The 20209-nt window shown below is 68.5% G+C and carries 24 protein-coding genes and 1 pseudogene; 17 read left to right on the forward strand and 8 right to left on the reverse strand.

The genetic code is table 11. The features are described from left to right. Positions 1-310, forward strand: a 310-nt coding sequence (locus tag QH276_RS27000) for a hypothetical protein (RefSeq protein WP_280406937.1), incomplete at its 5' end; no start/stop codon positions are given. A gap of 54 nt (positions 311-364) precedes the next feature. Here the strand turns inward: QH276_RS27000 and QH276_RS27005 are convergent. After that, complete coding sequence (locus tag QH276_RS27005) at positions 365-1027, reverse strand: phosphate signaling complex PhoU family protein (protein WP_280399849.1); 663 nt, start codon at positions 1025-1027, stop codon at positions 365-367. Between the two features lie 106 nt (positions 1028-1133). Between QH276_RS27005 and QH276_RS27010 the strand changes: the two genes are divergently transcribed. From QH276_RS27010 to QH276_RS27050, 9 genes are all read left to right on the forward strand, one after another. After that, positions 1134-1529 carry a nitroreductase/quinone reductase family protein gene (locus QH276_RS27010; protein WP_280399848.1) on the forward strand — a complete coding sequence of 132 codons (396 nt, stop codon included), beginning with the start codon at positions 1134-1136 and terminating at the stop codon, positions 1527-1529. 296 nt (positions 1530-1825) lie between these two features. Continuing rightward, positions 1826-2719, forward strand: coding sequence for an MlaE family ABC transporter permease (locus tag QH276_RS27015; RefSeq protein WP_280399847.1), 894 nt, complete (start codon positions 1826-1828; stop codon positions 2717-2719). Then, positions 2719-3585: an MlaE family ABC transporter permease gene (locus QH276_RS27020; RefSeq protein ID WP_280399846.1), complete on the forward strand. Its 867-nt coding sequence runs from the start codon at positions 2719-2721 to the stop codon at positions 3583-3585. The genes QH276_RS27015 and QH276_RS27020 overlap by 1 nt, the downstream gene beginning before the upstream one ends. A 6-nt stretch (positions 3586-3591) precedes the next feature. Then, the gene (locus QH276_RS27025) at positions 3592-4596 is read left to right on the forward strand and encodes an MlaD family protein (protein WP_280406938.1); all 1005 of its coding nucleotides are present in this window, start codon (positions 3592-3594) and stop codon (positions 4594-4596) included. Continuing rightward, the gene (locus QH276_RS27030; protein ID WP_280399844.1) at positions 4593-5597 is read left to right on the forward strand and encodes an MlaD family protein; all 1005 of its coding nucleotides are present in this window, start codon (positions 4593-4595) and stop codon (positions 5595-5597) included. Before QH276_RS27025 ends, QH276_RS27030 begins: the two co-directional genes overlap by 4 nt. Beyond that, positions 5585-6643: an MCE family protein gene (locus QH276_RS27035; RefSeq protein WP_280399843.1), complete on the forward strand. Its 1059-nt coding sequence runs from the start codon at positions 5585-5587 to the stop codon at positions 6641-6643. The genes QH276_RS27030 and QH276_RS27035 overlap by 13 nt, the downstream gene beginning before the upstream one ends. Next, positions 6643-7743, forward strand: coding sequence for an MlaD family protein (locus tag QH276_RS27040; protein WP_280399842.1), 1101 nt, complete (start codon positions 6643-6645; stop codon positions 7741-7743). The genes QH276_RS27035 and QH276_RS27040 overlap by 1 nt, the downstream gene beginning before the upstream one ends. Beyond that, positions 7740-8846, forward strand: a complete 1107-nt coding sequence (locus QH276_RS27045; protein WP_280399841.1) for an MlaD family protein — start codon at positions 7740-7742, stop codon at positions 8844-8846. The genes QH276_RS27040 and QH276_RS27045 overlap by 4 nt, the downstream gene beginning before the upstream one ends. After that, positions 8843-9799, forward strand: coding sequence for an MlaD family protein (locus QH276_RS27050; RefSeq protein WP_280399840.1), 957 nt, complete (start codon positions 8843-8845; stop codon positions 9797-9799). Before QH276_RS27045 ends, QH276_RS27050 begins: the two co-directional genes overlap by 4 nt. Before the next feature lie 50 nt (positions 9800-9849). Here the strand turns inward: QH276_RS27050 and QH276_RS27055 are convergent, their stop codons facing one another. The 3 genes from QH276_RS27055 to QH276_RS27065 all read right to left on the reverse strand — a co-directional run bounded on the left by QH276_RS27055 (position 9850) and on the right by QH276_RS27065 (position 12241). Beyond that, positions 9850-10668, reverse strand: a complete 819-nt coding sequence (locus QH276_RS27055) for a hypothetical protein (protein WP_280399839.1) — start codon at positions 10666-10668, stop codon at positions 9850-9852. 81 nt (positions 10669-10749) lie between these two features. Beyond that, entirely contained in the window at positions 10750-11463 is a 714-nt protein-coding gene (locus QH276_RS27060; RefSeq protein ID WP_280399838.1) for a VIT1/CCC1 transporter family protein, read from the reverse strand. Between the two features lie 73 nt (positions 11464-11536). Beyond that, the gene (locus tag QH276_RS27065; protein WP_280399837.1) at positions 11537-12241 is read right to left on the reverse strand and encodes a metal-dependent hydrolase; all 705 of its coding nucleotides are present in this window, start codon (positions 12239-12241) and stop codon (positions 11537-11539) included. A 233-nt stretch (positions 12242-12474) separates the two neighbouring features. On the opposite strand from QH276_RS27065, the gene QH276_RS27070 reads away from it, so the two are divergent. The 4 genes from QH276_RS27070 (at position 12475) to QH276_RS27085 (ending at position 15519) form a co-directional block, all read left to right on the forward strand. Further along, positions 12475-13146: an Rv3235 family protein gene (locus QH276_RS27070; RefSeq protein ID WP_280399836.1), complete on the forward strand. Its 672-nt coding sequence runs from the start codon at positions 12475-12477 to the stop codon at positions 13144-13146. A gap of 91 nt (positions 13147-13237) precedes the next feature. Then, positions 13238-14068 (forward strand): SAM-dependent methyltransferase, encoded by an 831-nt coding sequence (locus QH276_RS27075; RefSeq protein WP_280399835.1) that lies wholly within the window; start codon positions 13238-13240, stop codon positions 14066-14068. A 135-nt stretch (positions 14069-14203) separates the two neighbouring features. After that, a complete protein-coding gene (locus QH276_RS27080) occupies positions 14204-14752 on the forward strand; it encodes an NADAR family protein (protein WP_280399834.1) in 549 nt (182 codons plus the stop codon). Positions 14753-14898: 146 nt separating this feature from the next. Beyond that, positions 14899-15519, forward strand: a complete 621-nt coding sequence (locus QH276_RS27085; RefSeq protein ID WP_280399833.1) for an antibiotic biosynthesis monooxygenase — start codon at positions 14899-14901, stop codon at positions 15517-15519. A gap of 22 nt (positions 15520-15541) precedes the next feature. On the opposite strand, the gene QH276_RS27090 is transcribed toward QH276_RS27085, so the two are convergent. Next, positions 15542-16900: a PucR family transcriptional regulator gene (locus QH276_RS27090; RefSeq protein ID WP_280399832.1), complete on the reverse strand. Its 1359-nt coding sequence runs from the start codon at positions 16898-16900 to the stop codon at positions 15542-15544. A gap of 240 nt (positions 16901-17140) precedes the next feature. Between QH276_RS27090 and QH276_RS27095 the strand changes: the two genes are divergently transcribed. After that, positions 17141-17902 carry a MerR family transcriptional regulator gene (locus QH276_RS27095; RefSeq protein WP_280399831.1) on the forward strand — a complete coding sequence of 254 codons (762 nt, stop codon included), beginning with the start codon at positions 17141-17143 and terminating at the stop codon, positions 17900-17902. A 6-nt stretch (positions 17903-17908) separates the two neighbouring features. After that, a complete protein-coding gene (locus tag QH276_RS27100) occupies positions 17909-18694 on the forward strand; it encodes an adenylate/guanylate cyclase domain-containing protein (protein ID WP_280399830.1) in 786 nt (261 codons plus the stop codon). A 14-nt stretch (positions 18695-18708) separates the two neighbouring features. On the opposite strand, the gene QH276_RS27105 is transcribed toward QH276_RS27100, so the two are convergent. Together QH276_RS27105 and QH276_RS27110 are read right to left on the reverse strand one after the other, a co-directional pair. Continuing rightward, positions 18709-19044: a DUF3140 domain-containing protein gene (locus QH276_RS27105; RefSeq protein WP_280399829.1), complete on the reverse strand. Its 336-nt coding sequence runs from the start codon at positions 19042-19044 to the stop codon at positions 18709-18711. Between the two features lie 13 nt (positions 19045-19057). Continuing rightward, positions 19058-19375 carry a DUF2795 domain-containing protein gene (locus QH276_RS27110; RefSeq protein WP_280399828.1) on the reverse strand — a complete coding sequence of 106 codons (318 nt, stop codon included), beginning with the start codon at positions 19373-19375 and terminating at the stop codon, positions 19058-19060. Between the two features lie 182 nt (positions 19376-19557). On the opposite strand from QH276_RS27110, the gene QH276_RS27115 reads away from it, so the two are divergent. Next, positions 19558-19839 carry a hypothetical protein gene (locus QH276_RS27115; protein WP_280399827.1) on the forward strand — a complete coding sequence of 94 codons (282 nt, stop codon included), beginning with the start codon at positions 19558-19560 and terminating at the stop codon, positions 19837-19839. Positions 19840-19844: 5 nt separating this feature from the next. Here QH276_RS27115 and QH276_RS27120 read toward each other — a convergent pair. Beyond that, positions 19845-20209, reverse strand: a pseudogene (locus tag QH276_RS27120) (phosphoribosyltransferase); the annotation flags it as partial.

Below are 20209 nucleotides of genomic sequence, written 5' to 3' on the forward strand. Positions count from 1 at the left end.
CGTCGCGATCCCGATCCTGATCGTGGTGGTCCTCGCCGCCGGCTATTTCCTCGAAGGGCGTGACAGCGCAACCGCTACCGACGCCGGTCCCGCGAACACCGCGGCGGCGGACGAGGTGCGGTCGGCCCTGGACCGGCTGCCGCGGGCGCCGCGGGGTTCGATGAGGGGGAAACCCGCGGTCGCCGTACGCCGATATCCTCGTCGTGACGTGTTCCGGCCGGAGGAAATCCGGCCGTTGGCTGTGTGCGGCTGTGGACGTACCGGTGAACAATTCAACCGAGTACGGTGTCCGGCAGCCGACCAGACGTGAAAAGCATAGGGAATTACCGAGTTTGGGAACACACCGGGGGGTGGGTTGCGGGGCTCAGCCGGCCACCTCGTCCTCGGGGGCGATCTGTGCGGTCGGGGGGATGCCGGTATCCAGAAAAAGAATCAACCGCTCTATACGGTCGGTGTGTTCCAGGGTGCAGGAGAGCTGATAACCGAGGAGGGCGAGCGCGATGGCGCTCTCGGCGGCATCGGTGGTGGCCAGTGTGGCCCGTAGCTTCTGGTTCAAGGTGTGCATGGCGGCGGGTCCGTCGTCGTCGCCGCCGGAGTACCGGCCGGTGGTGACGGCCCGTTCGGCGCGACCTGTGGCGGCCGCCGCGAGGCCGGACATCCCGCCGAGCAGGTCCAGGATCGCCGGCGCGGCGATCGGGTCGGGGTGGCTGCGGTACACCTGCTCGGCGACCAGGCTGAACAGGTGCCCGATCCGGGACAGTTCACCGGCGATCTGGATGGCGGTGACCACATGGCGCAGGTCGCGCGCCACGGGGGCCTGTAGGGCGAGCAGCACCACCGTGCGGGCTTCGCACGCGGCGTACATCGTTTGCAGTCGTTCGTCGAGGGCGAAGACCTCGTAGGTCGCGGTGAGGTCGGCCCCGACGAGGGCATCGGTCATTCGGTCGGCCGCCTCGTGGGTGATGCGGCACATCTGCGTCAGATCCGCGGTCAACGCGACGAGCTCGTTGGTGAACTGAGTTCGCACGGGGGAATTGTCGCCTATCGCGAGTGGATCGGTCGAATGATCCGACGAATGCTCGCACGGTCACGCGCGGGGAGTGCGACCGGGTCCGTGGTGTTACCGTCGCCACATGGCCGATTTGCGAAGTATGAAGCATCGCATCGTCACCACGTTTCAGCGCCGGGTGGCAAATCCGCTCAGTCGCCGGATGCCCGCACAGCAGTTGCTGGAGACGACGGGCCGGGTGAGCGGGCTGCCGCGGGTGGTCCCGATCGGCGGCCGCTGTATCGGTAACGAGTTCTGGTTCGTCTCCGAGTTCGGCGACCGCAGCGATTATGTCCGCAATATCCGGGCGGACAACCGGGTCCGGGTGCGGCTGCACGGTGAATGGCACTCCGGCACTGCGCATCTGGTGCCGGAGGATGATGCGGTCCGGCGGCTGTCTTCGCTACCGCGCGGCAACAGTGCCGTCGTGCGGGTGATGGGAACGGATCTGCTTTCCGTTCGGGTCGATTTGGACGGCTAATTCGATCGTTCCGTCGTCGGCCGCCGGCTCCGGAATTGCCGCCGGACCGGGCCACGAATTTTCTTGTAGAACCTGTTCTCATTTATTTTCCGCGGGCCAGTGATGGAACACACACTTGCTCGAAGGTCATGTTCCGGGACTCTTTCCGGTGGGCACTGTCACAGCGCCGCGAATTTGTTTGTCACCTCCCGTAACCATTAGCTTCCTCTCCGTTGGCATCGATGCCGGACCGGAGAGATTGAACGCATGAACTTCGAAACATTGCGTGCCGCGGCGGCGGTATGTGGATCTCGGCGATGACTCCCGAGAGCCATCACGCGGCGATAGATTCGAGCCGGCCTTCCGATTCCGTCCCGGCACTGCCTGCCCGCCGGGAAACCGCGCGGGAAATCGTCGGCAAGAATTTCTCCGGGACCATCGTGTCCTCGGTGCGGACCTTCGGCCGGGCGGTCGGAATGGCGCAGGAATCGGTCGCCGGCGCGGTATCGGACCTGGCGCGCGGTCGCTTCCAATGGCAGGAGATGCTGGTCCAGGCGTGGCGGCTGGTGACGGTCACCGCCTTCCCGGCCATCCTGATGGCGGTGCCGTTCGGCGTGATCGTCTCCGTGCAGGTCGGCAACCTCATCCACAATCTCGGCGCCGATTCACTGCTCGGTGCCACCGGCGGCCTCGGCGTGATCAAACAGGGCGCGCCCATGGCCACCGGATTCCTGCTCGGCGGCGCGGGGGCCGCGGCGATCGCGGCCGACCTCGGCGCCCGCACGATCCGCGAGGAGATCGACGCGCTGCACACCATGGGTATCAGCCCGGTGCACCGGCTGGTGATCCCGCGCATGGTGGCGATGCTGCTGGTCGCGCCGCTGCTGAACATCCTGGTGATCTTCGTCGGCATCGTCGCCGGATATCTGGTGGCCATCGGTGGGCAGGGCGTGACGCCCGGCTCCTACTGGGCCGCCTTCGGCTCCTTCACCACCGCCGCCGACGTCTGGGTTTCCCTGCTCAAGGCCGTGATCTTCGGCTTCCTGGTGGTGATCATCGCCTGCCAGCGCGGGCTGGAGGCCAAGGGCGGTCCGCGCGGGGTCGCCGACGCGGTGAACGCCGCGGTGGTGCTGTCGGTGGTGTCGATCGTGCTCGTGAACCTGGCGATGACCCAGGTCACCGCCATGTTCCTGCCTACCAGGCTGGCGTGATGGCGGCGACCTCGTACGCCCCGAAGGGCTTCGGATTCCTCGCACGTTACTTCCGCCGCGGCAGCCGGATCCTGGGCGCGGTGGATTCGCTCGGTTTCGTGGTGGTGTTCTGCTGGCAGGTGCTGTCGTCGATACCGCTGGCGCTGCGCCGCTACCGGGGCGAAACGCTGCGGGTGATCACGAATATGACCTGGGGGCGCGGTTCGGTCATCGTCGGCGGCGGGACCGTACCGATGATGATCGTGCTGGGCCTGGTGATCGGTGCCTCGATCGGGGTCGAATCCTTCGCCACGCTGGACATGCTCGGGATGGGGCCGGTGACGGGAATCGTCTCCGCGTTCGCGACCACGCGGGAACTGGCGCCGATCGCCGCCGCGGTGGGCTTCGCCGCGCAGGCCGGCTGCCGGATCACCGCCGAGATCGGCTCGATGCGGATCTCCGAGGAGATCGACGCCATCGAAGCGCTGGGACTGCGGTCGGTGCCGTTCGTGGTGACCACCCGGGTCATCGCCGGCGCCGTCGCCATCGTGCCGACCTTCCTGATCGCGTTGATCGGCTCCTACTTCGCCTGCCGCGGCCTGATCACGCTGGTGCACGGACAGTCCGCCGGCGTCTACGACCACTACTTCTTCCAGTTCATCGCCGGTTTCGACATCATCGCGGCCACGGTGAAGGTCGCGGTGTTCGGCACCGTGGTGATCTGCGTGCACAGCTACTACGGATTCTTCGCCACCGGCGGGCCCGAAGGTGTCGGTATCGCCTCCGGGCGCGCGGTACGTGCCAGTTTCGTCGCCATCATCGCCCTCGACATGGTCCTGACGATCGTGCTGTGGGGATTCAACTCGGCGATCAGCTTCACGGGATAGGGACAGATGCCGAAGTACGGAATGCCCGGGGTCGCCGCCGGTCCGCGCAGCGCGCGGCGGGTCGGCGCGCTGGTGGTGGCGGTGCTCGCGGTGGTCGCGCTGGCCGGGTACGGCTACCGCGCGATGACCGCCGACGACGGGCTGCGTATCGCGCTGCGGACCGAGCAGATCGGTGACGGCGTGGTCGCCGGGACGCTCGTGCGGGTCGACGGCGTGCAGGTCGGTTCGGTCACCGAGATCGAGCCGGCCGGGCGCGGCACCCAGCGGATCACGCTGTCGCTGGACGCGCAGCGGCTGCACGGGATCGACGACAGCATGCAGGTGGACTACGCGCCCGCGAACCTTTTCGGGATCAGCGAGATCGAACTGCGGCCGGGGTCCGGCGGGGCCCCGCTGCGTTCCGGGGATGTGGTGGACCTGACGGGCCGCCGCGCCGCCGCGGTGTACGACGCCACCATGGGCGCCCTGCTGCGCAGTATGTCGCAGACCAGCGGCACGGTGTTCACCGCCGATATGGCCCGGGTGATCGCCCAGGCCGCTGCGGACGTCAAGGCGTTCACCCCGCTGGCCGAGGCCCTGATCACGGCCGGCCGGGTGATCGCCGAGCATCAGTCGATGCCGGCGAACGAACTGGTCGGGCGGCTGGGGCCGGCGTTCGAGGGCGGCGGGCAGTTCGCCGGCGCGACCATCGAGGTGCTGGACCAGATCGTGGATATCGAGGTGCTGCGCACGAACCGCGCCGATTTCGATGCCGGGGTGAAAGCCCTGACCGGCGATATCCTGCCCGCGCTGACCGGCACGATGAACAGCGCGAGCCAGTTGTCCGGATACACCGATATGCTCGCGCCCACCCTCGAGCTGCTGGCCCTGGCCGTGCCCGACCCGCAGCAGTCGGCCGCCGATCTTCGCACCCTGCTCACCCGGCTCGGAGTCGCGTTCAGAGAAGGACCGGACGGTCCCGTGCTCGACTTCGAGGTCGAACTGGACGGCACCGGCGGAGGTACCCGGTGACCGCGCGGCGCGCCGCGTGGCGGCTGGCTCTGTTCGCCGGGGTGATGGCGCTGGTCCTCGCGCTGGTCATCGGCGCGATCAAACGCCCCGTGGACGGCGACACCGAAACCCATCACGCACTGTTCACCGACGCCAACGGCCTGAAAACCGGCGACGATGTGCGGATGTTCGGCGTCCAGGTCGGCAAGGTGGAGGCCGTCACGCTCGACGGTGACAAGGCGAAGGTGCGGCTCACCGTCACCACCGACACCCCCGTCTACGACAACAGCGTCCTCGCCATCCGCTACCAGAACCTCACCGGCCAGCGCTATATCGATCTGCAGCAGCAGCCGAACCCGGGGGTCCGGCTGGCCGACGGTACGGATATCGGCACGGGACAGACCGTTCCGTCGTTCGATGTGACCAGCCTGTTCAACGGTCTGCAACCGGTACTGGCGACCTTGTCGCCGGAGGCACTCAACCAGTTCACCGAGAGCATGCTCGCCGTGATCGAGGGGGACGGGTCGGGGATCGGGCCCGCACTCGACGCCATCGGCACGCTCAGCGAATATGTCGAAGACCGCCAGCAAGTGATCGGCACGCTGGTGCGCAATATGTCCGACCTCGCCGAACGCGTCGGCGGCCGGTTGTATCACCTGGTACCGCTGCTGGCGCGGCTCACCGATATCTTCGAGGCGCTGCAACGCAATGTCGGGGGTCTCGCGGATTTCGCGATGAGCGCGCCCTCGGTGCTCGAACCGGTGGACCGCCTGCTGGCGACGCTGGGACTGAGCCCGGAGATGGGTCCCGATATCGACGCGATGATCCGCCACCTCTTTCCCGACCCGCAGCAGGCCGTCGACACCTTCGGCCGGCTGCCCGGCCTGCTGGCCGCGGTGGATACGGCCTTCCCGCGGACCCCGGCCGGTTTCCGGCCGGAATGCAGTAAGGGCGCGGCCGAGGTTCCCGCACCGGTGCGGGTACTGATCGGTGGACAGCAGGTGGCGATATGCAACGGATGAGACTCGCGCGGTGGGCCGCGGCGCCGGCCCGGTGGTTCGACCGGGACCGGCCGGTCACCGACGAACCCACGAAACTGCGCGAACAGCTGCGGCTGGGGATCATCGGCCTCTGCGGTGTGCTCGTCCTGGGTATCGCGGTCGGTGTGTTGTACGTCGTGCCCCTGGGCAAGAAGACCTACACCGCCGAACTCAGCGAGGCGCAGTCGGTCAAAACCGGCGACGATATCCGGCTTGCCGGGGTCCCGGTGGGTGAGGTGGAATCCCTGGACCTGCAACCGGATCGGGTGCTGATGCGGTTCACGGTCGACCGGGACGTTTTCGTCGGTGACCAGAGTTCGCTCGATATCCGGATGCTCACCCTGGTCGGCGGGCACTACGTCGCACTGTTCCCGGCGGGTGACGCCCCGCTGGGCGACACCCCGATTCCCGCCGACCGGGTCCGGCTGCCCTACAGCCTGATGGAGACCTTCCAGGACGCCACCGCGCCGCTGCGCGAAACCGACGGCGACACCCTGCGCCGCAATCTCGCCGCACTCGACACCTCCCTCGACGCTGCCCCCGAATCACTGCGGAGTGTGCTGGACACCGTCGGCAGCTATCTCGACGCCATCGAACGCCAGCGTGATCAGGTGTCGAACGCCATCGCCACCGCCGACGAATACGTGACCATGTACGACGGCGCGAAAACCGATCTGGGCCGGTTGATGGACAACGTCAATCTGATGGAGACGGTGCTGCTGGACAAGCGCGCCGAACTGCGCCAGGCGCTGAGCCTGCTCAGTTCGGTGGTGCAGCGGGTGACGGCATTGGCACCGAGCTGGGATCAGACGCTGCGGCCGAAGGTGCAGCAGCTCGCCGACGCGCTGCCGCGGCTGCGGCAATACGGCGACCAGCTCGAGCCCATGATCGCGGCGGCGCAGAGCCTGAGCACGAAACTGCGCGATCTGACCGGACCCGGCGGCGGTGTGCACGTCGATCAATCGGGGACCACCGTCACCGCCCCCGGTGCCGCGGTCTGTATCCCGCTTCCCGGGAAGGTGTGCTGATGCGGAAACGGGTGCTCGGCTCACCGGCGCTGATGTCGATCGCCGGGGCGGTGGTGCTGGTGCTCGCGGTGACCGCGGCGTATGTGATCGCGTTCCAGCCGCTGAAGCAGACCCGCGCCTACTGCGCGATCATGCCGGACAGTATCGGCCTCTACCAGGGCAATCAGGTGTCGATGCGGGGGATCACAGTCGGTTCGGTGACCCGGATCGCGCCGGCGGGCGCGAAAGTCCGCGTCGATTTCGAGGTCGACGCCGACCATCCGGTCTACGCCGGCGCGGGCGCCACCACGGTGTCCGACACCGTGGTGGCCGACCGGGAACTGGCGGTACTCCCGGGGACGAACACCACCGCCGAACACGATCCGGGTCAGTGCCTCACCAACACTCTGACGCCGAAGAGCCTCACCCAGACGATCACCGCGCTGGCCGAACTCTCCGATCAGATCGGCGGCACCGACGAACGGCCGAACGCGCTGGCCGGTGGTCTGGACGCGCTCGATACGGCCTCCGCCGGTACCGGTCCGCAGATCAACGACCTGATCAACCAGCTCGGCCGGGTCCTGGAATCGCCCGACGCCGATATCGCGCACCTGGCCGGGATCTTCGACGCCTACGCATCGGTATCCAACAAGGTCGCCGAGCACTGGGGTGATCTGAAACTGATGCTCACCCGGCTCGGGCCGACCCTCGAGATGTCGCATACGGAACTGCTCACCCCGGGTATCGCCCTGTTCGACGGCCTGGGTGAGATCCTGCCGATGCTCAACGACCTCTCCGTGATATTGGCCGATCCGCTCATGGCCGGCCTGGACAACCTGGTGCCGCTGGTGAAACTGCTGCGCGCGAATGTGGGGTCGCTGAGCGAGATCGTCGCCACCACACCGGTGCTGGCCTCGGCGGTGCGTACGGTCACCGATCCGGCGACGGGCGCCCCGGGTCTCACCTACGCGCCACCGCGGGTCGCGATACCGCAGCCGAACGCCGAACAGGTCTGCGCCGCGGTGAACGCGGTATCGCCGGGGCGCTGCGCGAGTGCGGCGAACGGCATGGTGGATCTGGATCTGGTGCGGCTGGTACTGGGAACGGCGGGTGCGCGATGAGATTGCTGTCCGGGATACCGCGGCGCGTCCGGATCGATCCGGCGCGGCGGATAACGCTGGACCTCCACCGGATCAGGCGCGGGCTGGCGGCCGGTGGGATCGCCGCCGCACTGGCCGTGTCCGGTTGTGCCTTCGACCCTTCCGATATCCCGGTGCCCGGTGCCACCGTCAGCGGTGGGAGTTACTCCCTGCGGATCGAATTCGCGAACGTCCTGAACCTGCCCGCGCGGGCGAAAGTGATCGCCAACGGTGCGCAGATCGGTACCGTGGAGCAGGTCGAGGTCGTGCCCGGCGACGCGGAGACGACCGGCTATGTGGTGGTGGATATCGCGGTCGACGACGACGTCGAGCTGCCCGCCGACACCATCGCCGAACTGCGGCAGAACACCGTGCTCGGCGATATCCACGTCGCGCTGACCACACCCCCCGACGGCTACGGCAACCTGCTGCGCCCCGGTGACACCATCCCGCGCGACCGCACGACCCCACCGGTGCAGCTCGAGGACACGATGGCGGCGATCGCCTTCTTCGTCAACAGCGGTGCGGTGGGGCAACTGCAGGACATCGTCAACCGGGTCAATTCGGTACTGCCGCAGGACCCGGCGAAAACGCAGCAGATCGCGCAGGTCCTGGCCACGGACGCGGTGGACCTGGCCGCGCATCTGGATCAGGTGGACCTGCTGCTGCACGGCGTGGCCTCGAACGCGGAGGTCATGCACGGGATCCAGGACGAACTGGACAATATCCTGCGGCCCGAATCGGTGCGGCAGATGAACGCCGCCACCGCCTCCATCGCCGGGGTCACCGAGATCTTCGGGGGCCTGGGGCCGGTCGGGCAGTCGTTGAGCTGGCTCGCGCCGCTCGCGCAATCCGGCGGCGCCGCCGCGGCCGCCTTCGTCCCGCTGGCCACCGGCGGTCCGCTGGACCTGCGGCAGCCCTCGAACCTGAACATGCTGGTCGCGCTCCTGCGGGACAAGATCATCCCGTTCGTGGAGAACGGCCCGAAGGTGGATATCAGCGGCGTGCGCGCCCCCGGTCTGTCCACCGACGACCAGGTGCACCGGATCATCGAAACCCTGCGCATGATCGGAGCCGTGCGATGAAACTCGGACCTCTGGCCTCGCTCGGCGGGATCGCGGCCATCACCGTGCTCGGCGCGAGCTACCTCACTTTCGGTGTGGTGCGCGCCGACCCGTTCCGCGACTACCTGAACGCCTCCCTGGTGCTCGCGGATTCCGGCGGTCTCGGCGTCGGCTCGCCGGTACTGCTCACCGGTATCGAAGTCGGCCGGGTGACCTCGGTGGACCGGGTCGCCGACGGGGTGGAAGTCGGTTTCCGGGTGCAGGATTCGCATCGGCTGCCCGCCGACAGCGTTGTCACGATCGAACACCTGTCCGCGCTGGGCGAGCCCTATGTGCAGTTCGCGCCGAAAACCGGCGCGGGGCCCTATATCTCGGACGGGCAGCGGCTGCAGTCGGCGGATATCCACAGCCCGCTCTCCATCCCGGAGGCCGCGCGCATGGTCACCCGCACCATGAACCAGCTCGACCCGGCGACCATGGGCTCGCTGGTGCGCACCATGAGCGAGGCGCTGCACGGCACCGACGCGGTGCTGCCGGAACTCACCCGCGCCGCCGACCTGCTCGCCGCCACCATAATGTCCCGCGAACCACGGATCGCCGAACTCCTCGACAACTTCGAAACCGCCGCGGCCGACGCCGAATGGTCGGGGCCGGCCACCTCCGCGGCCGCCACCGAATTCACCCGGTTCGCCGAGGTCCTCGACGATTTCGTCGAATCGGTGGGCCGGGTCACCGGTGCCGAGGGATCACCGGAAAGGTATCTCCAGGACGGCGGACTCGTTCCGTTGCTGGAGCGGCTGCGCACCGTGCTCGACGAGATCGGACCCGAACTGGCCGCCCTGCAGCCGGGTCTGACCCCGCTCACGGACAGCCTGAACGGGGCCGTGCCCCAGGTGAACATCAGCAGCCTGCTCGAACAGGCGCTGGCCGGAACGGACGAGGATTCGGTGCGGGTCCGGGTGGGGTTGAAATAGGTGTATCCGTGGCGGGGAATGGCGTTTCGAGGGCCGGCCCCGCCCGTGGATCAATCTGGTTGGGTCCGGGTGGGGTTTTCGGTGTCGGCGCGGTCGAGGATGGCTTGGGCTTGGTTGTCTACGTCGCCGAGGGCGGAGATCAGGTCGAGGGCGCCGAGTTCCGGTGGGGTTTCGTCGGCCATCCGGCGTAATTCGGCCAGTACGGCGTCGATATCGTCGGCCGGCTCCGGTCGTCGCTGCCGGGCCACCGGGGCGTCGACGGGCTGCCAGGCGATGGCCTGCTGCCACCACGGATCGCGGACGGCCCAGGCCCAGATGGTTTTACGCACCAGGATCGCGTCGTCGGTGTAGAGGCGGAAGAACGCGTCCAGGTCGCGGTGCTCCAGTTCGAAGATATCCTCCGGCAGGCGGCGAGCCCGGATATGGCACATGGGTGCGCGGGTCACCTGGAGCGCGGGGTCGCGTGGATCCGGAGGTGTTTCGAGGATCTCGTCGAGAATGCTCTCGGTGAGATAGGGGAGGGTGATATTGCCCGCCGTCACCTGGATGCGGGTGGCGCCGCGCGGGTTGTAGAGCCGCCGGGTCGCGACATCGAGGACCGCGAGGTCACGGTCGGCGGTGAGTGCCAGCAGGGCGCGCAGGCAATCGAACCGGTCGGATACCGTGGCCTCCAGCAGGGCGCCCCGCGCCTCCGGCCGGCGGTGGACCCGCAACCCGGTTCCGGAACGGTCGATCAAAGTACACACCACCCCCACCGCCCGCTCCGGCGGACTGGGCTCGGGGGCCTGCATCAGGGACAGATACCGCTCGTACGCCTGCTCCGCCGAATCGAGCGCGGCCGCCGGCAGTACGGCGAATAGAGAACTCACCCGCCAAGTACAGCAAAATATGCGACCCGCCGCTGGTTCACTTCGGATAAAGCTCGCCGCGGCAAGGGAACTCGCTCCCGCTCAGATGCCCGCGACGTCCGCCAGCTGGCCGATGCCGTAGGTGACGGCCATGGCCAGTGCGCCGCCCGCCACGACCCGGGCCACCGCGCGGATCCGGCTGCTTCCGCCGAGCCAGGCGCTGATCGAGCCGGTGAGGGCCAAGGCGAGCAGGACGGCGACAACGGTGACCGGGACCCGAGCCGGGGTCGGGGGCAGCAGTATCGCCAGCAGGGGCAGCATCGCACCGAGGGTGAAGGCGATCGCCGACGAGAACGCGGCATGCCACGGATTGGTCAATTCGTCGGGATTCAAGCCGAGTTCGGCTTCGGCGTGCGCGGCGAACGCGTCGTAGGCCGTCAACTCCTCGGCCACCTGCCGGGCGGTTTCGGCGCTCAGGCCCTTGGCATGATAGATCGCGGTGAGCTGGTCCAGTTCGTCCTCGGGATCTTCCTCGAGCTCGCGGCACTCCTGCGCGAGCAGCGCCGCCTCCGCATCGCGCTGGGTGCTCACCGATACGTACTCGCCGACCGCCATGGAGATGGCGCCCGCGCTGATCCCCGCAATGCCGGCGGTGAGGATCGTGCTGGTACTGGACGCCGCGGCCGCGACGCCCACCACCAGGCCAGCGGTCGATACGATGCCGTCGTTGGCCCCCAGCACCCCGGCGCGCAGCCAGTTGAGCTTGGTCGCGAACCCGCCCTGGGCGAGATATCGGTCCTCCGTCGCGTCGGTCATACCCGCAGGCTATGCGAATAATCACAGGTGAGGATACGCTTGCCGGCTCCGCGCGCCGCGGGGCCCGGCCGAATCACCGGGGCACCGCGTACAGGTAGAGCAGGGCGATCGTGACCATGCCCATCGCCGGAGTCAGGATCCAGGTCTCCACCTTGTTCCCGGTGCGGGAGATGATCGGCAGCGCCAGCCGCGGCTTCAGCGGCCACAGCAGCGGGCAGCCGCGGTCGGTGAGGCAGTCGCCGGCGATATGGATGAGCGCGCCCAGGCCGATGGCGAACGGGAGCCAGTACGGCGAATCGGGTAGCCAGCGGTCCATAAGGACCGTGCCGCCGCCGGCCAGCAGCACGCACAGGCCCCACGCCCGGATGGAATCGCCCTTCGGGGTCAGGTGCAGCGCCCGGAAACCGAAGGCCAGCATGACGAAAATAATGCCCAGTGTGAAATAGCGGCCCACATAGTGCACACCCGCCCAGGTCGCCCAACCGGCCAGCAGGACGAACAGCAATCCGTGCGTGCCCCTACGGTGGCCGCCGGAAATCGCGGCCACCCCCTTGGCCACCACATTGCTCACCGGGCCCAGGGATTCCCCGATCGTGCCGCCCGGATGATCGATATCGGGCAGCAATGCCGCACCCGCCGTGATCAGCGCCCCGAGAATCAATTCGAGGGCGGTGACATCCACCGGCCCCCGGACGAATTCCATTACCGGGACGGGAACGACGGTGGCGGCGGTCGCGAATGCGAGCGCGCCGCTGGTGGCATGGGAATGGCCGAGCAAAAGACTCTCCCGGTATCAAGGCGTGATCGGACGTAACGATCCAAGTTAGCAATCGATTCCGACAAACCATCCCGGCCCGCGACGCGCCGGAATACGGTGCGTGCGAGACACGCCGCGCCGACGGTTGTTTCGGCGGAAAAGCCGTCGTTACGGCTGTACGCCGAGGGATATCGATGCAATGCTGACGCGACCGGAGCGCGGGCGGAGCGTTCCGTTCACGGAGGGGGTGTCGAATGCGTGATGTCCGGCCGATGCTGTATCGGGTGCCCGAGTACGAACCGCCGGCGGAATTGCCCGGTGGGCTACCGCGCGCCCGCCCGAGGGCGAGTATTTCGGTCGCCGGACAGTCGTCGCCGCGGATACCGCATCGAGAGGGAAACGGCCCGGCGGCACCGGTACCCGCCGAGCGGGAATCCGGCGCGGCCACACCTGCGCCGGCCTGCGCGCCCGTGAAAACGGCGGCGGATTCGGTGGCCGGATGCCGGCCACGCATTGCCCGTGGCGCGCTGCGTTCCGGCAGCCGAGTCCCGGCGAGCCTGCGCCGGGTACAACGCGCCGCGCATGCGGCCGAACGGTCGGACCGTCACCTCGACGCCCGCGAATTCACCGGTACAACGCTGCGATTCCTGCTGGAAACCCTCGATCGCCGTCGCCCGGTCGCACAGCTCGCCAAGTCCTGCACGCCCGCGCTGGTCCACGCCATCGGCTCCCTGGTCGCCGGCGACCATGTACCCAGCCGGACGCTGGGCGCGGCGGTCCTGGCCAAATACCAGCTGTTCCCGGTCGCCGGCGACGCGTTCGAACTGGTGGCGATGTACGACCGCGGCCCACGGCGACTCGCCCTCGCCGGCCGCGTGGAACATACGACAACGGGCTGGAAAGTGACGGCCTTACGCCTGGCTTGAGCGCTGGGCTTCCGGCGTAGACGTTGTGCGGGCACAGGCCTGTCCGGCTGCCTACGATGAGGGCACCATAACTCGGTGGACGGAGTGCGTGATGAATGACGATGCGGGCGTGGTGGATCAGAGCAAACCGAGTATCGCCCGGGTGTACGACTATCTGCTCGGCGGTAAGGACAACTATCCCGTCGATCAGAAGATCGGCGACCACTTCAAAGTCGACCTGCCCGGGTCGGTGGCGATCGCCTTCGGTAACCGGCAGGCGCTGGTGCGTGCCGTGCGCGATATCGCCCGCAGCGGAGTCGAGCAATTCATCGACCTGGGCAGTGGTCTGCCGACGGCCGATAATGTGCATCAGATCGCGGCGCGCTACGCCGACGGTGCGAAGGTCGTCTACGTCGACAACGACCCCATCGTGCTCGCACACGGCCGCAGTCTGCTGGCCACCGACGACAACACCACCGTGCTGCAGGCCGATGTGCGGGAACCCGAGAAGATCCGGAACAGCGACGAGGTGCGCCGGCTGATCGATTTCGGCAAGCCCGTGGCGATGGTTTTCAGTGCGATCCTGCACCACCTCAACGACGATGAGGACCCGCACGGCGTGGTCGCCTACTGGCGCGACCAGATCCCTTCGGGCAGTCAGGTTTTCATCTCCCACTTCCGCTCCGGTAACAACGCCGAAACCGAGGCCGCGGAGCAGAAACTCCAGTCCACGTTCGGTCGCGGGCGGTGGCGCACCGACGACGAGATCCGGGCACTGTTCGGCGGTCTCGAGATTCTGGATCCGGGAATCGTCCCCGCGGTGCTCTGGCGGCCGGACGCCCCGGACGAATCCGACTCTGTGGTCCGCAGTATCGGTTCCGCCGACCGTGAGCTGACCGTCTGGGATCAACTGATCTCCGCCGGATTGGCCCGCAAACCCTGAGTCCCGGGTTCGTCCCCGGTTCGAGCCCGGCGTGGCCGGTGTAGCCCTTGCCTTGGTATATCCCGGCCACCGCTCGGGCGGCGGTGGATGGAAAACGGGGTGTTCCGCCGCTGGTTGTGCGGCAGACTCGGACCGGTGAAAGCGCGGAGTACCGGCGAGTTGATCGATGCCCTGGACGGTGGACGGGTGAAGTACCTGCCCTTCTGGGGCCACCACCCGCGGCCGGACGGCCGGATCGGCCCGAGTTGCCTGAGTCAATGGTGGCCGGCGCGCTTCACTGTCGACGGTATGGAGTTCCGGACGGCCGAGCACTACATGATGTGGCGTAAGGCGATGCTGTTCGACGACGGTGCCACCGCGGAAAAGATTCTGGACGCGAACCATCCGGGCGAAGCGAAAACCTTGGGCCGAAGTATCCGGGGGTTCGCCGAGGACAGGTGGGCCGCGCACCGGTTCGGGATCGTGGTGGCCGGTGGCCTGGCGAAGTTCGGGCAGCACGTGGAGCTGCGGCAATTCCTGGTGAACACCGGGGATCGGGTCCTGGTGGAAGCCAGTCCGGTCGACCGGATATGGGGTGTCGGGCTGACGGCCGACGATCCGCGCATCGAGGACCCGGTTCGGTGGGCGGGCCTGAACCTGCTCGGGTTCGCGCTGATGGAGGTCAGGGAGGTTCTGCGGGCCTGAGCCGGCGGCGCACCGGGGCGTCCACGGCGGTGCGGGACGCCGGAGCCGGCGACCTCGCCTCTTGCCACCGGCAGTGGTGGAGGAGCAGGGTGAAGGGCACCGGTGGCGCCACCGGGGCGCTGCCCCGAGCAGAGAGGGGGTGGATCGTGTTCGCGCGATCTACCACTATTCAGGCGCAACCCTCCGCTGTCGACGCCGGGATCGCGCATATGCGCGACACGGTGTTGCCGGCCCTCCGAGAAATCCCCGGGTGTATCGGGATGTCGCTGATGGTCGACCGGACCACGGGGCACTGCATCGCCACCAGCGCCTGGGAATCGGCGGACGCCATGCACGACAGCCGGGAGCGGGTGGGCCCCCTGCGTGATCGTGCGCTCGCGACCTTCGGCGGCAGCGCGCAGATCGAGGAATGGGAGATCGCCGGCCTGCACCGGGCCCACCATGTGGGCGAGGGGGCCTGTGTGCGCGCGACCTGGGTCAAGACCGATCCGAGCCGGCTCGATACGGCCGTGGATATCTACAAGGTCAGCACGTTGCCCGCCATGGAGGAACTGGACGGATTCTGCAGTGCGAGCCTGATGATCAACCGCAGGTCCGGGCGGGCCGTCTCGTGCACCAGTTACGACAGCGCCGAGGCGATGCGGGCCAGTCGTGAGCAGTCGGCGTCGCTGCGGGTCGATGCCGCCCGGCAGACCGGTGTGGAAGCTCTGGACGTGCGGGAGTTCGAACTGGCCCTGGCTCATCTGCGCGTGCCGGAACTGGCCTGAACGTCGGGGCGGAGACACCTTTCTATCCGGCAGCCGTGGCCATAGGTGTACCGAGCGACCCGGACGTCTGCAGCAGCGTGGTGGCAGCACCGGGACCGGTGCCGGTGTGCCCGGCGTCCGTATCCGGTGCCGGGAGGTGCGGTACGGGCCGGCCGGTTTCGTAGGCGTTGGCGATCAGGGCGGCCTGGAGATGCCAGAGGCCTTCGGCGCCGGCCGGGTCGAGTCCGGTGAGGCGGGCGATGCGGCGCAAGCGATGGTCGATGGTGTTGGCGTGCACGTAAAGGGCGCGGGCGGTGCGCTGGCGGTTGCGGTCGTTGGCCAGGTACATGGCCAGGGTTTGCAGGAGTTCGGGCTGGGTGAGCAATGGTTCCAGGGTTTTCGACAGGTGCTGCCGGGCCGGGCCCGGCCGGGTGATCTGGTATTCCACGGCGAGATCGGCCATCCGGTACAACCGGGCGGGCCGGTGCAGGCGCTGGGCCAGGTCGAGCAATTCGTGGGCGCGCCGGGTCGCCTGGGGAATCTCGTCGCGGGCCGCGTGCACCACGGTGACCAGTGGTGGGCTGCCCAGCGCCGACCGCAGGCGTTCGAACAGGCGCGCGGCGGTGGTGTCGTCGTGTGGCGCGCAGGGGACCAGAACGGTGCCACCCGCTTCGCTGAGCCGCGCCAGCGGCGCAGCGCCGTCGAAGGTGAGTTCGGCGCGCACCCGCCGCAACCGGCGCCGCGCCTCGATGGAACCGGGGCCGTTCCCGGCGCCCTCCTGCGCCGGACCGGTCAGCGCCAGGGCGAACACCGCGTAGGAATCCGCGTTCCGGAAACCGCATTCGCGCGCCATCTCCGCGGTGCTCGTTCCCGCGATGAGGGCGGCGGCCAGCGCTTCGGCGCCGGCCTGGCGCATGGCGGTATGGACCCGCAGTTCCCGCACATAGGCCCGGCTGAAGGTGGTGATCACATGGTCGAGAACCTCGGCCAGCCGCCGGCTCGCCACCACCATCGCCTGGCTGTCGGTGCCGTGGGCGTGCCGCGCGAGCAGATCCAGCACGAACCGGAAGCCCAGGTGGGTGGCGTGTTGCACGGCTTCCAGCGCCACGCCGTCCGCGGCCCAATCGGCGATCTTGTTGTGGACGGGTTCGGGTAACCGGTCCACCGGGCGACCTTGCAGTACCGCCGCTACCAGTTCCAGGCAGCCGGCCACCACCTCGGCGGCTTCGCGCCGCGCCACTCCGCACGGCAGCATCGCCGCGGGTGTGGCACCGTCACTCGATCCGGCGAGATGGTCGAGTAATTGCTGGGAGAGCCGGCGGGGCCGGGGTAGATGCTCGACCGCCGGCATTCCGGCGATCTCGAGTTCACAACCTGTTCGAGAGCTGTTCGTCGTCAGCACCGACTCGGCCTCCTCACCGCCGAATGCACGGCCCCGCAGGTGCCGGCTCGGTCTGCCGACACGCGATATGTATCAGTAAGGACTGTAACCGACGGTGACTTGCACCACAACAGACGCGAGATGGAGTGCGCTATCGCGGGCCTGACCGGACCGAAGCGGACTACTGAATCACCATCTGCTGAGACAGTGTGGCTAAGATTGCGCTACTCGGCTCGCAGACGGTGAGCGGGAGGGATGACGATGACGCCACGCACGCAGGAGTACCGGGTCACGGAGCTGGCCGAGGCCGCCGGTATCGCGGTGCGGACAGTGCGCTACTACCAGGACCGGGGCCTGCTCGATGCGCCGCGGCGGCAGGGGCGCCACGCCCTGTACAACCAGGGGCACCTCGAGCGGTTACGACTCATCGCCGACCTGCTCGGCCGCGGGCACAGCCTCGACGGTATCGCCGATCTGCTGTCCACTGCCGAGCGTGGCGGCGGAGTCTCGGAATTACTGGGTTTCGAATCGGCCGCCGCGCAAGCCTGGGGCGACGGGGAAGTGACCCTGGACCTCGAACAGATGTTGTCCCGCTTCGGTGCGCAAGCGACACCCGAGGCCATCGCGGAGGCGATCGAGCTGGGTTATCTGCGCATCGAGGACGACCGCTTCGTCTACTCCAGCGGCCGGCTGCTCGAGGCGGCCACCGCGATGGTGGCCGCGGGAATTCCGTTGCGCTCGATACTCGCGTTGAGCTGGGAACTGGAAGCGGCCTTCGACCGGATGGCATTCGCGTTCGTCCGGGAGTTCCGGGTCAACCTGGTGAACCCGGTACTGGACGACCCCGCGCCCGAGCGGCTCAACGAGCTCGCGGGAACGCTCGGCGGGTTGCGCCCGGCGGTCCGCCAGGTCGCCGACGAATTGCTCGCCCGGGCCATGGACCGCCGTATCCACGCCGACCTGCCCGAGGTCTCCCAGCAGTTGAGCGACGCCGCGCAGGCCGGCGCCGGCACACCGCGGTAGCCGCCGATGATCGAATATGTCCTCGCGGCGGTCGTCGTGGTGCAGGCCGGCGGCCTGATCGTGCTGTGGCGTTTACTGGTCCGCAGCCGGCGCGAACTCGCCGCGGCCCAACGCCGGCCCGATACCCGGCAGCTGCTGATGGACAGCGGCCGGGAAGCGGTGAAAACGGTATGGCAGACCGCGAGCCTGGTGCGCCGCAAGGGTTTCCGAGCCGCGGTACTGAGTTCGATCGAGGATCTGGCGGGCTGGGCTCAGGTGGAACGACCGGATCTGGCACGGCTCACCGCCGAGGGCGATGTGGTGATCGCCTTCTCCGATATCGAAGGCTCCACCGCGCTCAACGAACGACTGGGCGATCGCGCGTGGGTCGCGCTGCTCGGCCGGCACGACCGGCTGATCCGCAAATACGTCTCCGCGCACGGCGGGCATATCGTGAAAAGCCAGGGCGACGGTTTCATGATGGCCTTCGGTGCCGCCGAAGCGGCCGTGCGCTGCGGCTTGGACGTACAAGGCGCTATCGGCGCGATCGCCGGACCCGTGGCGAGTGTCCGGGTGCGTATCGGTATCCATATGGGTAGATCGGTCCGGCGCGGCGACGACCTGTTCGGCCGGAACGTGGCCATGGCGGCCCGGGTCGCGGCCCAGGCGAACGGCGGCGAGGTCTTGGTCAGCGAGGCGGTGCGTGACGCGGTATCCGGCCGCCCGGATATCGCGGTCACCGCCGCCCGCGAAGCCGAACTGAAGGGGTTTCGCGGCTCCTACCACCTCTACGCGGTGGCCCGGCGCGACTGAAACTGCAGGACAGCCTACGCAGCCCGCAGTGGATCGTGGCCGAGGCACATCAGGCGGCGCCGGAACTGTGCCTGCCCGGCCACCGGTTCCAGATCCGCCCGGCGGGCCTCGGTCACCTCGTCCACCACCTGGCGCATCACCGCGATATCGCCGGCGTTGAGATCGGTGCGGCGTTTGCCGAGAATCGCCAGCACATGCCGGCCCACTTCCGGGCCGGAGCGGTCCGGTTCCCGTTCCGCCTCCGGGCTCGCCGCCTCGGTACGCAACCAGTCGCGTAGTTCGCGCGACGACATATTGACCACGCGGTGGAAGTCGTCCCAGAGCTCGTCGTCCACCAGCGACTCGGCCATCGCTACCACCTCCTCAGCTGCCGCGGTTCTCGCCGAGCTCGTCGACCACCGGATTCGGTGGCACCCGGCGTTCCCGCTCGGTCACCGTCGGATGCGCGTGTTCGCGGCTCTGCGCGTTGCGTTCGGACTGGCTTCGCCCGTCGTCGAGAGTCACCGACTGCAACACCTCGGTGAGGTTGGCGTACTGCACGGGCGGGATGGCCTTCAGCGCGCGCACCGTATCGTCGTCCGCGCCCGCTTCGGCGGCGTGGCTCACCAGATCGGATTTCTCGGCCGGAAAGTCGACCTCCGACAGCGCCCGCTGGAGCCGTTGCACATCGGTTGTCACCATCACGAACCTTCCCGGGACGCCACCGCGACCCTTGTGCGACTTCGCGTCTGCGAAGCGGCAGTACCCGGGCACTTCCGTCGCAAACAGCGGGCGGCCGACCGATGCCGGCCGCTACGAAGCCGCCCGGCGCGAGAAGTCGTGGGCGAGTGTTTCCGGCGGCAGGCTCGGGGCATCCGGGGCGCATGGATATCGACAATGCTCCCGAGCACGGTGACGAGCGGCAGTCAGGAACACAGGTCGATGCCGCACAGCTGCGACGGCTTCTGGCCTCCGCGCCGGACAGCTGCCTGGTGCTGTCCGAGGGCCGGTTGCGAATTCACGACGACCCCGCGGACGACGGCGCCGGCTTGGTCGTCGTCACCCGGGCGGACCTGGTCGCCAGGGTGGGGGAGCAGCCGGAGGAAGCGGAGCTGACCACCCAGGCCGCCCTGCTCGACAGCGAGATCGGGTCCCTCGGCGCCTGACAGGATCAGGACGACGGACTCGGTGCGGGCGCGGTGCCGAGGTTGTCGCGGAACCAGCCGGCCGCGAGATCGGCGACTCGGTCCAGCGTTCCGGGTTCTTCGAACAGATGCGTGGCGTCCGGCACGATCTTCAGCTGGGGACGGGCGGTCATGCGCTCCCGCGCCTGGCGGTTGAGGTCGAGCACCGTCTCGTCGCGGCCGCCGACGATCAGCAAAGTCGGCGCCCGGACCCGGGCGAGTGCTTCGCCGGCGAGATCGGGCCGGGCGCCGCGGGGGCCGCCGGCCAGGGCCGCGGCGGGGGGGTGGCCCGGCGGGGGCCCCGCCGGCCCCGGCCCCGGGCAGGGGCCCCCCCGCGCGCTCGGGGTTTCGC

The sequence above is a fragment of the Nocardia carnea genome, assembly GCF_029869215.1.
Classification (GTDB): Bacteria; Actinomycetota; Actinomycetes; order Mycobacteriales; family Mycobacteriaceae; genus Nocardia; species Nocardia carnea_B.

What these genes read in the sequence shown, in the direction of transcription:
- QH276_RS27020 (WP_280399846.1), top strand. Translation starts at nt 2,719, where the DNA reads ATGGCGGCGACCTCGTACGCCCCGAAGGGCTTCGGATTCCTCGCACGT.
- QH276_RS27105 (WP_280399829.1), bottom strand. Translation starts at nt 19,044, where the DNA reads ATGGCCGAGTCGCTGGTGGACGACGAGCTCTGGGACGACTTCCACCGC.
- QH276_RS27110 (WP_280399828.1), bottom strand. Translation starts at nt 19,375, where the DNA reads ATGGTGACAACCGATGTGCAACGGCTCCAGCGGGCGCTGTCGGAGGTC.
- QH276_RS27100 (WP_280399830.1), top strand. Translation starts at nt 17,909, where the DNA reads ATGATCGAATATGTCCTCGCGGCGGTCGTCGTGGTGCAGGCCGGCGGC.
- QH276_RS27095 (WP_280399831.1), top strand. Translation starts at nt 17,141, where the DNA reads ATGACGCCACGCACGCAGGAGTACCGGGTCACGGAGCTGGCCGAGGCC.
- QH276_RS27045 (WP_280399841.1), top strand. Translation starts at nt 7,740, where the DNA reads ATGAGATTGCTGTCCGGGATACCGCGGCGCGTCCGGATCGATCCGGCG.
- QH276_RS27115 (WP_280399827.1), top strand. Translation starts at nt 19,558, where the DNA reads ATGGATATCGACAATGCTCCCGAGCACGGTGACGAGCGGCAGTCAGGA.
- QH276_RS27015 (WP_280399847.1), top strand. Translation starts at nt 1,826, where the DNA reads ATGACTCCCGAGAGCCATCACGCGGCGATAGATTCGAGCCGGCCTTCC.
- QH276_RS27010 (WP_280399848.1), top strand. Translation starts at nt 1,134, where the DNA reads ATGGCCGATTTGCGAAGTATGAAGCATCGCATCGTCACCACGTTTCAG.
- QH276_RS27070 (WP_280399836.1), top strand. Translation starts at nt 12,475, where the DNA reads ATGCGTGATGTCCGGCCGATGCTGTATCGGGTGCCCGAGTACGAACCG.
- QH276_RS27075 (WP_280399835.1), top strand. Translation starts at nt 13,238, where the DNA reads ATGAATGACGATGCGGGCGTGGTGGATCAGAGCAAACCGAGTATCGCC.
- QH276_RS27040 (WP_280399842.1), top strand. Translation starts at nt 6,643, where the DNA reads ATGCGGAAACGGGTGCTCGGCTCACCGGCGCTGATGTCGATCGCCGGG.
- QH276_RS27060 (WP_280399838.1), bottom strand. Translation starts at nt 11,463, where the DNA reads ATGACCGACGCGACGGAGGACCGATATCTCGCCCAGGGCGGGTTCGCG.
- QH276_RS27035 (WP_280399843.1), top strand. Translation starts at nt 5,585, where the DNA reads ATGCAACGGATGAGACTCGCGCGGTGGGCCGCGGCGCCGGCCCGGTGG.
- QH276_RS27050 (WP_280399840.1), top strand. Translation starts at nt 8,843, where the DNA reads ATGAAACTCGGACCTCTGGCCTCGCTCGGCGGGATCGCGGCCATCACC.
- QH276_RS27025 (WP_280406938.1), top strand. Translation starts at nt 3,592, where the DNA reads ATGCCGAAGTACGGAATGCCCGGGGTCGCCGCCGGTCCGCGCAGCGCG.